Raw genomic sequence first — 14,298 nt, forward strand, 5'->3', positions numbered from 1 at the left:
CGGACGTGCCCTGCCTCCGAATCGCGACCCTGGTCGTGCCGAGCCGAGCGGTGTCGCGCCCGTGCCACCGCCCGGACGCGCCGGCGAGCCCGTCGGCGTGGCCCGCGCCGCCGCCGTGGTGCCCTCCGTGTCCGGCCCGGTGGACCGGCCGCAACCGGAGCCCTCCGACGGGCCGGCGCTGCGCTCGGCCGGTCAGGACGCGCCGGACGACGACGCCGCACCGGGTGCCCGTTCCGAGGAACGCCGGCAGACCCGTGAACGACGTCGCCTGCGCGCGGCGGTGTTGGTGCTGGTCAGCGTCGTGCTGCTCGGCGCGGTGCCGCTCTTCTTCGGCATCCGGACGCTGAGCCGTGACCCGGTCTTCGACAACCTGGACCAGCTCGGTGTGCCCGCCTGGGCGGCCGCCAAGACGGTCGACGACGTCAGCGGCAGCCGCTGGTGCCTGCTTGACTGCCGGCTGCGTGAGCGCACCGTGACCTCGGAGAAGGCGCCCAAGGAGACGGCGCAGGTCTACGAGGACGCGCTGCGCCGGGACGGGTGGCAGCCGTGGAAGGTGAGCCGCTGCCCGGAGCAGCAGACGAAGGGCAGCTACACCTGCTGGCGTCGCGACGAGTTGACCCTCGACCTGTGGGTACGCGAGCCGACCTGTGTGCCGCCGCCGGTGGACGGCGAGCCGGCGGTGGTGCCGTCCGGCGACCCGTCGGCCGCTGCGACCGAGTGCACCGGCTCGTTGGTGTCGGTGAAGGTGCGCAATGCGATCGACGACGAGCGGACCAGGCCGCAGCCGACCACCGACCCGTCACTGACCGGTGAGGATCCGTTCCCGACGGTCAGTGCGGATCCGCTGGGCGAGCCGACACCCTCACCGTCCTGAGCCGGTCTCCATCACGGACGGTAGGGTCTGGGGCTGGCGGGCACGCCCGCTGCCGGTACCGCCGACGGCTCGGCGGCCGGTACGGGCGGCATGGTTGTGCGTTCCGGGGACGTCGGGTCCTGCGGAACTCTGCTTGAGGAGGACAGGCGTGGGCGACTTTGGAGCGATCGCGGCGCTGATCGCGGCATCCGCGTTCGCGGTGCTGGTGCTCATCCTGACGCTGCCCATCCTGCGGCTGCGGCACACGGTTGACGCCACCACCCGCATGATCAACGACCTGAACGATCGGACCGCACCGCTGCTCGGTGACGTGAACACCACTGTGAAGAACGTCAACACCGCGCTGGAGCAGGTGCAGACCTCGCTCGACGGTGTGAATCTCCAGCTGGCGAAGGTCGACACCATGACCAGCCACGCGCAGAACGTCACCGCCAACGTCGCCAACCTGGCCACCGTCGTCTCCGCCGCCGCCGCCAACCCCCTGGTCAAGGTGGCCGCGTTCGGCTACGGCGTGCGTAAGGCCGCCGCCGGCCGCCGGCACGCCGAGACCGAGCGCGAGGTGCGCGACACCATCAAGCAGCAGCGACGGGCCGCGCGACGCGGCAACAGCTGACCGACCCGGCGCACCAGGAGGTAGCGGGACATGAGGCGCTTGTTCTGGCTCGGCATCGGGGTGGCCGTCGGTGTGATCGTGGTCCGCAAGGCGACCCGGACCGCGCAGGCGTACACGCCGGCGGGCATCGCCAGCTCGCTGACGGAATCCGCTGGCGGGCTCGTCGAGTCGCTGCGTAGTTTCGTGGAGGACGTCCGGGTCGGGATGGCCGAGCGCGAGCAGGAGATCCACCACGCGTTCGCCCAGGGCGAGGCGTTCGACGACAAGTTCGCCGACCTGCGGGAAGACCCGCGAATCGGCGATCGAGAAATCTTTCCGGAGGAACACCAGCGATGAAGACGGCGGAGATCAAGCGGCGGTACCTCGCGCACTTCGAGGCGAATGGCCACGCCGTGGTGCCGTCCGCTCCGCTGCCCGCCATCAGCGACCCGAACCTGCTGTTCGTCAACGCCGGCATGGTGCAGTTCGTCCCGTACTTCCTGGGTCAGCAGACGCCCGCGTACCAGCGGGCGGTCAGCGTGCAGAAGTGCATCCGTACCCCGGACATCGACGAGGTTGGTAAGACCAGCCGGCACGGCACGTTCTTCCAGATGAACGGCAACTTCTCCTTCGGTGACTACTTCAAGGCCGGCGCGATTCCGCTGGCCTGGGAGTTGTCCACGAAGCCGATCGCCGAGGGTGGTTACGGGCTGGATCCGGAGCGGATCTGGCCGACGGTCTACCTCGACGACGACGAGGCGTACGAGATCTGGCGGTCGGTGGGCGTGCCGGCTGAGCGGATCGTCCGCCGAGGCAAGGCGGACAACTTCTGGTCGATGGGCATTCCCGGGCCGTGCGGTCCGTCGTCGGAGCTGTTCTACGACCGGGGCCCGGAGTACGGCCGGGAGGGCGGCCCGGCGGTCGACGAGGACCGGTACATGGAGTACTGGAACCTCGTCTTCATGCAGTTCGAGCGGGGTCCGGGCACGACCAAGGAGGACTACCCGATCCTGGGTGACCTGCCGGCGAAGAACATCGACACCGGCATGGGCCTGGAGCGGATGGCCTCGATCCTGCAGGGTGTCGACAACCTGTACGAGATCGACGAGGTCCGGCCGATCCTGGCGCGGGCGGCCGAGCTGACGGGTAAGCGCTACGGCGCGCACTCCGGGCATGTGGCCAGCGAGTCGCACCCGGACGACGTCCGGCTGCGGGTGATCGCGGATCACGTGCGGACCGCGTTGATGCTGATCGGCGACGGGGTGACCCCGTCCAACGAGGGTCGCGGGTACGTGCTGCGGCGGATCATGCGCCGGGCGATCCGGTCGATCCGGCTGCTGGGTTGGCAGGACCGGGCGCTGCCCGAGCTGCTGCCGGTGGCCCGGGACTGTATGGCGCCGTCGTACCCGGAGCTGGCTACCGACTTCGACCGGATCGCGGATTACGCGTACGCGGAGGAGGAGGCGTTCCTGTCCACCCTGCGGGCCGGCACCACGATCCTGGACACCGCGATCGCGGAGACCCGTACGGCGGGCGGCTCGGCTCTGTCCGGGGCGAAGGCGTTCCAGCTGCACGACACCTACGGCTTCCCGATCGATCTGACCCTGGAGATCGCCGCGGAGCAGGGCCTCACTGTCGACGACGAGGGGTTCCGGCGGCTGATGGCCGACCAGCGGACCCGGGCGAAGGCGGACGCGCAGGCCCGCAAGACGGGGCACGTCGACCTGTCGGCGTACCGGTCGGTGCTCGACGCGGGTGGTCCGGTGACGTTCACCGGGTACAGCGAGGTGTCCCGCGAGTCGACGGTGCGGGCGCTGCTCGGCGCCGACGGCCCGCGTCAGGCGGCGACCGAGGGCGACACCATCGAGCTGGTGCTGGACACCACCCCGTTCTACGCCGAGGGCGGTGGGCAGCAGCCCGACCAGGGCATGATCACGGTTGGTGGCGGGCAGGTCGAGGTGCTCGACGTGCAGCAGCCGGTGCCCGGTCTGATCGTGCACCGCGCCCGGGTGATCCGCGGCGAGGTGCGCGCTGGTGAGGCCGGCTTCGCCGAGATCGACACGACCCGGCGTCGGGCGATCTCCCGGTCGCACACCGCCACGCACCTGGTGCACCAGACCATGCGGAACTTCCTCGGGGAGTCGGCCACGCAGGCCGGGTCGCTGAACGCCCCCGGTCGGCTCCGGTTCGACTTCAACACCCCGACCGGGGTGTCGCCGAGCGTCCTGCGCGACGTGGAGCAGCAGGTCAACGAGGTGCTCCTGGCCGACCTGGAGGTGCACGCCTTCATCACCTCGTTGGAGGAGGCGCGGCGCATCGGCGCGATGGCGCTCTTCGGCGAGAAGTACGGCGAGGAGGTGCGGGTCGTCGAGGTGGGTGACTACGCCCGGGAGCTGTGCGGCGGCACGCATGTGGCCCGCTCGGCCCAGCTCGGCCTCGTGAAGATCCTCTCCGAGTCGTCCATCGGTTCCGGTGTCCGCCGGGTCGAGGCGCTGGTCGGCATGGACGCCTTCGGCTTCCTGGCCAAGGAGCACCTGCTGGTCTCCCGGCTGGCCGAGCTGTACCGGGTGCCCAACGATCAGGTCGCCGACCGGGTGGAGCAGACCGTCACCCAGCTTCGCGACGCCGAGAAGGAGCTGGAGAAGCTGCGGGCCCAGCTGGTGCTGGGTGGCGCGGCGGCGCTCGCGGCGCAGGCCAAGGATGTGCGCGGGGTGGCGTACGTGGGCACCGAGGCGCCGGAGGGCGCGGCCGGCAACGACGTGCGCACCCTGGCCCAGGAGATCCGCGGCAAGATCGACCCGGCGCGGCCGGCGGTCGTCGCGGTGGCGGCGCGGTCGAACGGCAAGGCGTCCCTGGTGGTCGCGGTCAACGCGGCGGCGCGCAGCCGGGGCCTGGCCGCGTCGGATCTGGTGAAGGCGGCGTTCTCCGGGCGCGGAGGTGGCAGCCCCGATCTGGCCCAGGGCGGCGGCCTGCCCGCCGCCGAGGCGCCGAATCTGCTGCTCACCGTCGAGAAGGCGATCACTGAGGCGTGATGGATCATCACTGTGAGTCAGGGCGGGCCGATTGGTCCGCCCTGGTTCGTTCCCGGCCGGTGGTGACGTTCGGTGGCTGAGCTGACGCGTGGTGTGCGGATCGGTGTGGATGTGGGCCAGGTGCGGGTGGGCGTCTCCCGCTCGGATCCGGACGGGATCTTGGCAACGCCGCTGGTCACCCTGGCCCGCGATCTCGCGGCGGCGCCGGACGCGGTGCCGAGCGACCTCGCCGAGCTGGCCGCGTTGGTGGCCGAGCACGAGGCCGTCGGGGTTGTCGTCGGCCTTCCGGTCAATCTCGCCGGCAAGCACGGTCCTGCGGCCGTCCATGTGAAGGCGTACGCTGACCGACTGGTCGATGTGATAGCGCCTGTCCCGGTAACGCTCACTGACGAGAGGATGTCGACCGTGGTCGCTTCTCGTAGGCTTGCCGAGCGTGGCGTCCGAGGTAAACGTCAACGTGCGGTTGTCGATCAGGCGGCCGCGGTGGAGATCCTGCAGAGCTGGCTGGACGCGCAGCGGAGGCGGACGTAATGATCGACGATCTGGATCTTGGGTTTGACGAGCCGGAGCGGGGGGAGAAGGGTCGGCACCGGCGCGGCTTCCGCAAGGGCAAGGGCAAGTCCGGCGGTGGACGGGGCAAGACATTCCTGGCCCTGCTGATGGCCCTGCTCCTGTTGGGCACGATCGGCGGCGGCGCGTTCTACGGCTTCGACCGCATCCAGAACTACTTCGTCACCCCCGACTACGACGGCAGCGGGGCCGGCGAGATCACCGTCGAGATCAAGAACGGCGCGCTGCTCGCCGACATGGCCGACGCCCTCGTCGCGGCCGACGTGGTGAAGAGCCAGAAGGCCTTCATCGAGGCGGCCGAGGCCAACTCGCGCAGCAAGAACATCCAGCCGGGCACGTACAAGCTGCGCAAGCAGATGAGCGGCGCGAACGCCGTGACCGCGATGCTCGACCTGAAGAACAAGATCGTCAACGGGCTGACGATCCCCGAGGGCCGCACGAGCTTCAACATCTACAAGCTGCTCTCCGAAAAGACCAAGATCCCGGTCAAGGACTTCCAGGCCGCCGCGAAGGACCCGGAGGGGCTCGGCGTCCCGGACTGGTGGTTCAAGCGCGGCGACGGCAAGAAGAGCGTCAAGTCAGTCGAGGGCTTCCTCTTCCCGGACACCTACGAGATCCCGCCGAAGTCCACGGCCGAGAGCGTCCTCAAGCTGATGGTGAACCGCTTCCTGTCGGTGACGGGGGAGATGAAGTTCGCCGACCGGGTGCAGGAGGAGCGCAAGGTCAGCCCGTACGAGGCGCTGATCGTGGCGTCGCTGGCCCAGGCCGAGGCGGGTAACAAGGACGACCTCGGCAAGGTCGCCAGGGTGGCCTACAACCGCGCGTACGGCGAGTTCGACTGCAACTGCCTGGAGATGGACGTCACTGTCAACTACTACCTGGAGTCGATCGGCAAGCCGACCAAGTCGTCCAAGCAGATGACGGCCGCCGAGCTGGACGACCCGAAGAATCCGTACAACCGCAAGCTGCGCGGCATGATCCCCACCCCGATCAACAGCCCCGGCAAGGAGGCCCTGGAAGGGGCGATGGACACGCCGCCGGGCAAGTGGCTCTACTTCGTGGCGATCGACGACAAGGGCCACTCCGCGTTCGCCGAGACGTACGAGCAGCACAAGCGCAACGAGAACAAGGCCAAGGAGGCCGGCATCATCTGACCGGCCGGGTCACGTCATAAAGGCTCCCTTCCCATTGCGACCGCAATTATGGTCGCTGTCGGGAAGCGAGTCTTTACGGTTCAGCCGTGGCGCGCAATTACCGCGTCATTGTCAGTGACTCGTGCCGGTCCAGGTGCCGGTGCGCGGGTTCAGGAACGTCCACACGCCGTTGCTGTTCTGCTTGCGCAGACCGAACGTGCGGTTGTAACCGTAGTAGAAGTAGCCGGTCTGGGTGCTCGTGTCGAAGCCCGTGTTGCGGTTGACCGCGCCGTACGCCTCACCCCAGGTCTGCGGCCCGACCGACCCGTCGATGCCGACGTTCATCACGTCCTGCCAGGTCCTGGTCTTGGCGGCGGTGTTGGAGCCGTACTCCCCGTCGATGAAGCTGGTGCCGACGGTGCCGCTCAGGTCGTCGGCCCAGACGATGGCCTGCCAGAGCCGCACGATGTTGCCGCTACGGACGCAGGAGCTGGACTGGCACAGCTGGTGGTTGTCGGACCAGCTGTTGGCTGCGGCGTCCGCCCGCGCGGGAGCTGCGGTCATCAGCGAAAGACTGAAAACCGCAGCAATCGCGATAAGGGCACGGAGAATGCTTTTGTTCAAGGTTTCCCCTTTTTTCGATCGGCGCTTCCGTCCCCGGAATGCTTTCACCAACGTCGATGGGGGTCAAGCGATGACCCGATTGCGCGGGGTGGCGGCAGAGCCGGTTCCCTGGTGCCCGTGACGGGGTGCTGGGTACTGTCAATCCCGACGTGTGGGGGAGAGCGGGGACGTGATGTCGACAGTGACCGGGCCACCGGCTGCGACCGGCGGTGATCGTGTCGATTCGTAGGGCCGCGGTGCTGGGCAAGCCGATTGCGCACTCCCTCTCCCCGGTGATCCACACCGCGGGTTACGTCGCCGCCGGGCTGAGCGGGTGGTCGTACACCCGGATCGAGTGCGCGGCGGCGGAGCTGCCGGATCTGGTCGCCGGCCTGGGCCCGGAGTGGGCCGGGTTGTCGGTGACCATGCCGGGCAAGGAGGCGGCGCTCGCCGTGGCCGACGCCGCGTCGCCGGTCGCTGCCGCCGTCGGCGCGGCCAACACGTTGGTACGCCGTCCGGACGGCTCCTGGTACGCGGACAACACCGACGTCGCCGGCATGGTGCGGGTGCTCACCGACGCCGGTGTGACCCCTGGTGCCGCCGTGACGGTGCTCGGCGCCGGGGGAACGGCCCGCGCCGCGCTCGCCGCCGCCGCGCAGCTCGCGTGCTCAGCGGTGACGGTGGTGGCCCGCCGACCCGAGGCGGTCGACGAGCTGCGCCCGGTGGCCGGCGCGGTGGGTGTCACGCTGACGTCCGCCCCATGGGCCGGTGCGCCCCGGCAACTCTCCACTGCCGACGTGGTCGTCTCCACGGTGCCGAAGGGGGTCGCCGACCCGCTGGCCGGCGCGGTGGCCTGGCGGCCGCGCGCGGTGTACTTCGACGCGCTCTACGACCCGTGGCCGACCCCGTTGGCGACAGCCGCGAACGTGGCCGGCTGCCGGATCGTCTCCGGTCTGGATCTGCTGCTGGCCCAGGCCGTCGGGCAGTTCGAGCAGTTCACCGGCGTGGCCGCGCCGAGGGCGGCGATGGCCGCCGCACTGACTGCCGCTCGGGCCGCCTGACGGACCGAACAGACGGTCCGGACGCGGTCGCCGATAGTCGTGACACGTTGTGGAAGCGCTTCCAACGCGTCCCGTTGACTCCGCGCGTGCTCCCCGGGCAAGGTGTGGGGCGGGCTTCGGTCGCACCTGCGGCCAGAGCCCCTGATTTCCCTGGGGCGGTTTCTTAGCTGACGGTTAAGACGCGCTTACGGGAAACTGTCCTACCTGCCACATGTCCTGGTCATCGATACGCTGCTCACCGTTACGGACGCAGACACAGGGAGTTTCCTTGACCAGGCACGGACTGCACCGCATAACCCGGTTCCGCTCCGGACCCCGGCGTAAGGCGATTGCCATCGGCGTGGTCGGCGGTTCGGTGGTGGCCGGCATCGTGGCGACCATGATGCCGCTGCTGGCCAGCGACGACCTGTCGATCCGGGCGGCGGCCGACACCACCGCCACCGCGGTGTCGCAGGACGGTGACAACGCGGCCAAGTCGACGCTGGCCACCTGCGCGACGCGCTGCGAAGGCAACCCGCGCGGTGGCCGGGAGGCGGTCATCGAGTTCGCGGTGACCACGGTGCCGGCCACGGCGGTCAACATCCGGGCGACGCTACGGGTGCACGCCTGGCAGCAGTTCGCCGCCACGGTGACGGCGCACGCGTCGCCGCTGAGCGCCCGCGAATCGCGGCCGCCGCTCACGTCGGCCGGTGCCGCGCTGGACAGCGTGACCAGCGTGTCCAAGGGCTTCAACGAGTGGGACGTCTCCAAACTGGTCACCGGCAACGGCACCTGGACGGTCTCGTTGGCGCAGAGCGGCCTGGAGAGCCGGATCTACTGGGCGTCGGTCGAGAACCGCAACCCGGACCTGCGACCCGGCCTGCTGATCAGCTACGACCTCGGGGCCCGGCCGTCGCCGGTGACGACCACCCGGCCGGCACCGCCGCCGTCGCCGAGCGCGTCGCCGACCACCGCCGCGCCGAAGCCGTCGCCGACCATCGCTCCGACCCGGACGGCGACCCCGAGCGCCAGCGGCACCCTCCCGTCCGGCAAGTGTGGCTCCGTCTCGGACAAGCTCGTCCCGTCCTGTGGCGCCTGGTGGGGCATGTACTCGCCCGCCGGCGCGGCCGGCGGCTGGGACCACGGCAAGGCTGTCGCCGACGTGGAGACTCAGGTCGGGCGCAAGTTCGACATCGTGCACCGCTACCACGACTTCTCCAACGCCGGCAGCAACGGCGCCTTCCCGGACATGTACGAACAGCAGCAGATGCGCGAAGGCCGGTTGATGTTCTTCGCCTGGGAGTCCCGTGACTTCTCCGCCGGCACCACCCTCAAGTGGTCGGACGTCTACGGCGGCAAGCAGGACGACACCATCGACGCGGTCGCGGGCCGGATCCGCGCCGCCGGCGTGCCGGTCTTCATCGGCTTCGACCACGAGCCGGAGGACGAACCGAACAAGGGCAGCGACGCCGACTTCGTCCGGGCCTGGCGCTACGTCCACGAGCGGTTCGCCAACGCCGGCGCGACAAACGCGGTCTGGGTCTGGACGATGATGGGCTGGTCGGGGCACTACTCCCGGTACGCCGGCCTGTACCCCGGTGACCGGTACGTCGACTGGGTGGCCTACGACCCGTACAACTTCCACGTCTGCAACGGCAGCACGGTGTGGAAGAGTCCGAGCACCACGGTCGGTGGCTTCTACCGGTGGTTGGACGACAACGGCATCGGCGCGGGCAAGCCCCGGATGCTCGCCGAGTTCGGCACCAACTTCAACTCCGCCGACCCGGGCGCCAAGCAGCGCTGGTTCCAGGAGTTCCCGGCGGCGCTGAAGGCGCACCCGAAGATCAAGGCGGCGATCTACTTCAACTCGGCCGGCATGACCAGCCGCACGTCGACCTGCGACATGACGATGAACCACGACGCCTCGGCGGTGGCCGGCTTCGCGAAGGCCGGACAGGACCCCTACCTGCGGCAACCCACCGGAGGTAGCCGCTGACGTTCGAAACGGGCTGACCGGACGGCGTTCGCTGGGGGGTCGGACACCCGACCCTCCGGCGTTCTGTCGGCTTGCGGATTCATGCACCGCCCAATCGGCGGATTTTGTTAACCAGGCTGGACGAGGCACGCTACCTCGGGTTCTCATCCAATCTGGAGGCGCAGCGTGCCCAAACTCTCGCACTTGTGGCGTTTTGCAGGACGACGTCGTACTCGGGCGGGGATGGTCGCGTTGGCGATCATCGCCGCAGCTCTGGGCGTGCCCACGACCGCGTCGGCCGCGGTGGTACCGGTCCCGGCCACGGCGACCCTGGTGTCGGCGAACCCCGCCGACGCGACCCCGCACGCCCGAGACGGTGAGACCCGCGCCTTCGCGCAGGTGGGCAACACGGTCTTCGTCGGCGGCAGCTTCACGCAGCTCCGGCAGACCGCCAGTTCCGCGTGGATCACGCAGCGTTACCTCTTCGCGTACGACCGGACCACCGGCACCATGTCGACCACCTTCCTGCCGGTGCTCGACGGCGCGGTCAACACGCTCATCGCCGGCCCCGGCGGCACGCTGATCGTCGGCGGCACCTTCAAGAACGTCAACGGCGTCTCCCGGAAGAACCTGGTGGCGCTCAACCCGTCGACCGGCGCGATCATCGACAGCTGGGTCGGGCGTTCCGACGGCGGCACGGTTCGTGACCTGGCGCTGGACGGCAACTGGCTGTACGTGGCCGGGGCGTTCAACTGGCTCAACGGCACCGCGCACGCGGGTCTCGGTCGGCTCAACGCGACCACCGGCGCGATCGACCCGAGTTTCAGCATCGACGCCACAGTGGGACGGCACGGCACCACGTCGTACGTCTGGACCATCGACGTCGCGCCGGACGGTGACACCCTGGTCGTCGGCGGCAACTTCACGCTCGTCAACGACCTGCCGCGCAACCAGATGGCGTTGGTGGACGTCTCCGGGACTCCCACGTTGCTCGACTGGAGCACCGAGAAGTTCGTTCCGCCGTGCGCCTCGCCGACGACGTTCGTGCACTACGTGCAGGACGTGAAGTTCGGTGGCGACGGCAGCTGGTTCGTGGTCGGCACCAACGGCGGCGCCGGCTGGCCGGCCGCGTACTGCGACGCCCTGGTCCGTTTCGAGACCGCCGCGCGGGGCTCTGGCCTGCTCGCCACCTGGGTCGACTACACCGGTAACGACACCATCACCTCGGTCGAGGTGGCGGACAACGTCATCTACCTGGGCGGGCACTTCCGCTGGGTCAACAACCCGAACGCCAGCGACAACGCCGGCCCGGGCGCTGTCGACCGGCTCGGCATCGCCGCCGTCACTCCGGCGACCGGCATGCCGGTGAACTGGAACCCGCGCCGTAGCGGCAGCGCCTCGATGCCGTCGGGCACCAGCAACTGGGGTTCGTCGGTGCCGGTGCTCTGGCGCGGCTCGGACGGCCTCTACTTCGGGCACAACTCCGATGGCATGGGCGAGGAGTACCACGGCCGGCTCGGCATGTTCCCGCTCGCCGGCGGACGTACCTTCACCGCGAAGAACCCGCCGTCGGCCACCACCGGCAACCTCTACCTCGGCACCGCCTCGGGCACCGTGGCGAAGGTGCCGTTCGACGGCTCCGCGCTGGGCACCGCGACCACTGTCAGCCAGCCCGCGTACACGGCGGCCGGCGCGACCTGGCGGGTGGACGACCGGATCTACTGGTCGCACACGGTGGCCGGCACGCCCACCGGCAGTCGGATCGACATCTCGCTCTTCAACGGAGGCGCGATCGGCTCGCCGTGGGAGGCGTCCGGCTACAACGACTGGTACAACCCGGCGTTGCTGACCGGCGCCTTCTTCCTCGACGGCCGGCTCTACTACACCCGTACCGGGGCGAACAACCTCTACTACCGCTACTTCGAGATCGACGGCAACTACCTGGGCGCCACCGAGTTCGCCCTGCCGACCACGGGCGTGACCTGGTCCGCGGTGCGGGGCATGGCCTGGGTGGGCGGCCGGATCGTCTACGGCTCCACCGACGGCGCGCTGCGGAGCGTGCCGTTCGACCCGACGGCCGCGCCGAGCGCGGTGGTCAACGGCGCCACGGCGACTGTCATCAGCAGCGCGACGCCCGAGTTGTCCTGGTCTACCCCATCGACATTCTTCTCCGTACAGTAAGGGTCAACCGTTCGTAACGGAGCATCGGTAGATTGTTCACGTTGGGCCGGTGGCGGTACCCACCGCCGCCGGCCCGCGACGGTGGGGGAGGGTCGTTGCTCGGCGCCGCTGGCATCCGAACGAGACGCGTGGTGCGTCTGGTCTTCGCGGTCAAACGCGGCTGGTATCAGCTCCGTTACCGACGGTTGACGCTCGGTCGGGACGTGGAGATCCGTGGCCGGATCCGGTTGCGGCGTGGTGTGCGGGTGACCATTGGCGACCGCACCCGGTTGAACAAACTCGTCCGCTTCGCCGGCCCCGGCGAGGTACGCGTCGGCGCGGACTGTCTGCTCAACGCCACCTGGATCGGCACCTGGACGTCGGTCACCGTGGGGGACCGGTGCCTCCTGTCGGACTGCGAGTTGCTCGACAACGACTTCCACAACCTGCCCCCCGAGCAGCGGCACGCGCCGCCCGGCCCGCTCACCCGTGCCCCGATCGTTCTCGAGGACAACGTCTGGGTCGGTGCGCACGCCCTGGTCCTGAAGGGTGTGCGGGTCGGTCGGGACAGCGTCGTCGGCGCGGCGACTGTGGTCCGCACGGACGTACCACCCGGCGTCGTGGTCGTCGGTAATCCTCAACAGACGGTGAAGAAGTTCCATGACTGATGCAGCGCCCGGCCCCTGGCCCACGGACGGCCCGTCCTCCGGCACCTCGCGTGCCGTGACACTGACCGACCTGCTGCGGGTGCCGATGCACCGGTTGCGGTTGGTGGCGGCGGTCGCCATGGTCGGGCTGCTCGCCGCGCTCGGCTACGTGCTGCTGGTGCCGGCGGCGCTGTCCGCGAGCGCCGTGGTCGCGGTCCGGCCGGTGGTGACCGACGCCTTCACCCCCAGCGGCGCGGGCGCCGACCGCGCGGTCAACATGAACGTGGAGAGCGGCATCGCCACCGGCACCGAGGTGGTGCAGCGGCTCGCCGACTCGGCCGGCGGCGACCCGCGGGACATCCGCGACGCGCTCGAGGTCGAGGTGCCCACCGGTGGGCAGATCCTGCGCTTCACCTACCAGGCACGCGAGGCGCACCAGGCCGTGCAGAGCGCCAACATGGCCGCCGAGGCCTACCTGAGCGTGCGCCGGGCCATGTACGAGCAGCAGCGCGCCGAGATGCTGCGCTCCTACGACGCCAGCATCACCAAGGTCGCCGCCCAGCAGACCGCGTTGCAGAAGCGGGCGAACACCGCCAAGGACACCGCCGCCGGCGACGCGCTGGTGGCCGAGCTGGCCGGGATCAACAACCAGCTCACCCAGCTCAACGCCGCCCGTACCGAGATCGCGGCGGTCGACGTCAACCCCGGCTGGGTCACCCAGACCGCCGAGAAGGCGCTGGTCACCTCCGCCGGGCACCGTCCGCTCTACCTGGTCGCCGGCCTGCTCGGTGGCGCGCTGATCGGCATCGTGCTGGCGTACCTCTGGGAGTCGACCGACCGGCGGGTCCGCTCGGTCGCCGACGGCCGGGAGGCCTCCGGCCTTCCACTGCTCGGCACCGTACGCCGGCCGGCGTTCCGGGGCAGCCCTCGGGCGGTCGACGCCGACGTCCGGTACGTGGCGATGGCGGTCGCCGAGCGGGTCCGACAGCCGGCCCGGGTGGCGCTGGTCACCGCCCGGGAGGACGCCACAGTGCTCACCGCCGGGCTCGCCGTGGCGCTCGCCGTGGACGGCCGGGAGGTCTTCGTCGCCGACGACAGCGGGCGGATCGAGCGCCTTCGGGCCACCGTTCTCGCCGACCGGGGGCGGCTGCCCATCGACCCGTCCCGGCCGCTGGTGCCCAAGCCCCGGCCGGCCGGCAGCACACCGGCCGCCGGTGCCGCCACGGAGAGCACGCCCGCCCGTCGGCCCTCCCCGCACCCGCCCGGTGCCCGCCCGTCCACCGACCCCGATGCCACCCTGACGCTGCCGAGGGTGTCGTCCGCCCGCCCGGAGAACAGTCGTGTCGTCACCCCCGACGAGGTTGTCGTGGGTGTGGGCACTGTCCGGTTCGGCACCTGGAGGCAGGGCGCGGACCACGGCCTGGTCCTGTTCAACGCCCCGCCGGCCGAGTCCGACGAGCGTGGCGTGGCAGTGGCCCGGCAGGGCAGCGCGGTGGTGGTCGTGGAGCGGGACCGCACCCGGCAGAGTGACCTGCGACGCCTGGTGGAGCGACTGCGCGCCGCCGGCGTCACCCCGCTGGGCTTCGTGCTCACCCGAAACGGCCGGGCCTGAGCGTGTCGGTGACCCGCGCCCCGGCGACCGAACCACCACCCGGAGGCGCTCCGCAGGAGG

At 70.2% G+C, this 14,298-nt stretch carries 12 protein-coding genes; 11 read left to right on the top strand and 1 reads right to left on the bottom strand.

Going from position 1 to position 14,298, the window contains the following annotated elements; all coding sequences use genetic code 11:
* Positions 1 to 178: 178 nt before the first annotated feature.
* The 6 genes from GUI43_RS26605 (at position 179) to mltG (ending at position 6,222) form a co-directional block, all read left to right on the top strand.
* Positions 179 to 874, top strand: a complete 696-nt coding sequence (locus GUI43_RS26605; protein ID WP_112584628.1) for a hypothetical protein — start codon at positions 179 to 181, stop codon at positions 872 to 874.
* 148 nt (positions 875 to 1,022) lie between these two features.
* The gene (locus tag GUI43_RS26610) at positions 1,023 to 1,487 is read left to right on the top strand and encodes a DUF948 domain-containing protein (protein WP_091401858.1); all 465 of its coding nucleotides are present in this window, start codon (positions 1,023 to 1,025) and stop codon (positions 1,485 to 1,487) included.
* A 30-nt stretch (positions 1,488 to 1,517) separates the two neighbouring features.
* A complete protein-coding gene (locus GUI43_RS26615) occupies positions 1,518 to 1,823 on the top strand; it encodes a hypothetical protein (protein ID WP_091401860.1) in 306 nt (101 codons plus the stop codon).
* Positions 1,820 to 4,498 carry an alanine--tRNA ligase gene (alaS, locus tag GUI43_RS26620; RefSeq protein WP_112605806.1) on the top strand — a complete coding sequence of 893 codons (2,679 nt, stop codon included), beginning with the start codon at positions 1,820 to 1,822 and terminating at the stop codon, positions 4,496 to 4,498. Before GUI43_RS26615 ends, alaS begins: the two co-directional genes overlap by 4 nt.
* Before the next feature lie 72 nt (positions 4,499 to 4,570).
* The gene (gene ruvX, locus GUI43_RS26625; protein WP_112700035.1) at positions 4,571 to 5,029 is read left to right on the top strand and encodes a Holliday junction resolvase RuvX; all 459 of its coding nucleotides are present in this window, start codon (positions 4,571 to 4,573) and stop codon (positions 5,027 to 5,029) included.
* The gene (gene mltG, locus GUI43_RS26630; RefSeq protein WP_112700036.1) at positions 5,029 to 6,222 is read left to right on the top strand and encodes an endolytic transglycosylase MltG; all 1,194 of its coding nucleotides are present in this window, start codon (positions 5,029 to 5,031) and stop codon (positions 6,220 to 6,222) included. Before ruvX ends, mltG begins: the two co-directional genes overlap by 1 nt.
* A gap of 111 nt (positions 6,223 to 6,333) precedes the next feature.
* On the opposite strand, the gene GUI43_RS26635 is transcribed toward mltG, so the two are convergent.
* Positions 6,334 to 6,765, bottom strand: a complete 432-nt coding sequence (locus GUI43_RS26635; RefSeq protein WP_112700037.1) for a peptidoglycan-binding domain-containing protein — start codon at positions 6,763 to 6,765, stop codon at positions 6,334 to 6,336.
* Positions 6,766 to 7,037: 272 nt separating this feature from the next.
* Between GUI43_RS26635 and GUI43_RS26640 the strand changes: the two genes are divergently transcribed.
* The 5 genes from GUI43_RS26640 to GUI43_RS26660 all read left to right on the top strand — a co-directional run bounded on the left by GUI43_RS26640 (position 7,038) and on the right by GUI43_RS26660 (position 14,238).
* Positions 7,038 to 7,865: a shikimate dehydrogenase gene (locus GUI43_RS26640; RefSeq protein WP_112700042.1), complete on the top strand. Its 828-nt coding sequence runs from the start codon at positions 7,038 to 7,040 to the stop codon at positions 7,863 to 7,865.
* Between the two features lie 268 nt (positions 7,866 to 8,133).
* Complete coding sequence (locus GUI43_RS26645) at positions 8,134 to 9,840, top strand: glycoside hydrolase (protein WP_112584568.1); 1,707 nt, start codon at positions 8,134 to 8,136, stop codon at positions 9,838 to 9,840.
* A gap of 222 nt (positions 9,841 to 10,062) precedes the next feature.
* The gene (locus GUI43_RS26650) at positions 10,063 to 12,000 is read left to right on the top strand and encodes a hypothetical protein (protein WP_112584569.1); all 1,938 of its coding nucleotides are present in this window, start codon (positions 10,063 to 10,065) and stop codon (positions 11,998 to 12,000) included.
* Positions 12,001 to 12,128: 128 nt separating this feature from the next.
* Positions 12,129 to 12,647 carry an acyltransferase gene (locus tag GUI43_RS26655; protein WP_181518689.1) on the top strand — a complete coding sequence of 173 codons (519 nt, stop codon included), beginning with the start codon at positions 12,129 to 12,131 and terminating at the stop codon, positions 12,645 to 12,647.
* A complete protein-coding gene (locus GUI43_RS26660) occupies positions 12,640 to 14,238 on the top strand; it encodes a GumC domain-containing protein (protein ID WP_112584570.1) in 1,599 nt (532 codons plus the stop codon). Before GUI43_RS26655 ends, GUI43_RS26660 begins: the two co-directional genes overlap by 8 nt.
* The last annotated feature ends 60 nt before the right edge of the window (positions 14,239 to 14,298 follow it).

Origin of the sequence: Micromonospora noduli, from assembly GCF_003264365.1 — a bacterium.
Taxonomy (GTDB): Bacteria; Actinomycetota; Actinomycetes; order Mycobacteriales; family Micromonosporaceae; genus Micromonospora; species Micromonospora noduli.

Coding starts and splice junctions, on each gene's coding strand:
- alaS (WP_112605806.1), top strand. CDS start 1,820: ATGAAGACGGCGGAGATCAAGCGGCGGTACCTCGCGCACTTCGAGGCG.
- GUI43_RS26660 (WP_112584570.1), top strand. CDS start 12,640: ATGACTGATGCAGCGCCCGGCCCCTGGCCCACGGACGGCCCGTCCTCC.
- GUI43_RS26635 (WP_112700037.1), bottom strand. CDS start 6,765: ATGACCGCAGCTCCCGCGCGGGCGGACGCCGCAGCCAACAGCTGGTCC.
- GUI43_RS26650 (WP_112584569.1), top strand. CDS start 10,063: ATGGTCGCGTTGGCGATCATCGCCGCAGCTCTGGGCGTGCCCACGACC.
- GUI43_RS26615 (WP_091401860.1), top strand. CDS start 1,518: ATGAGGCGCTTGTTCTGGCTCGGCATCGGGGTGGCCGTCGGTGTGATC.
- mltG (WP_112700036.1), top strand. CDS start 5,029: ATGATCGACGATCTGGATCTTGGGTTTGACGAGCCGGAGCGGGGGGAG.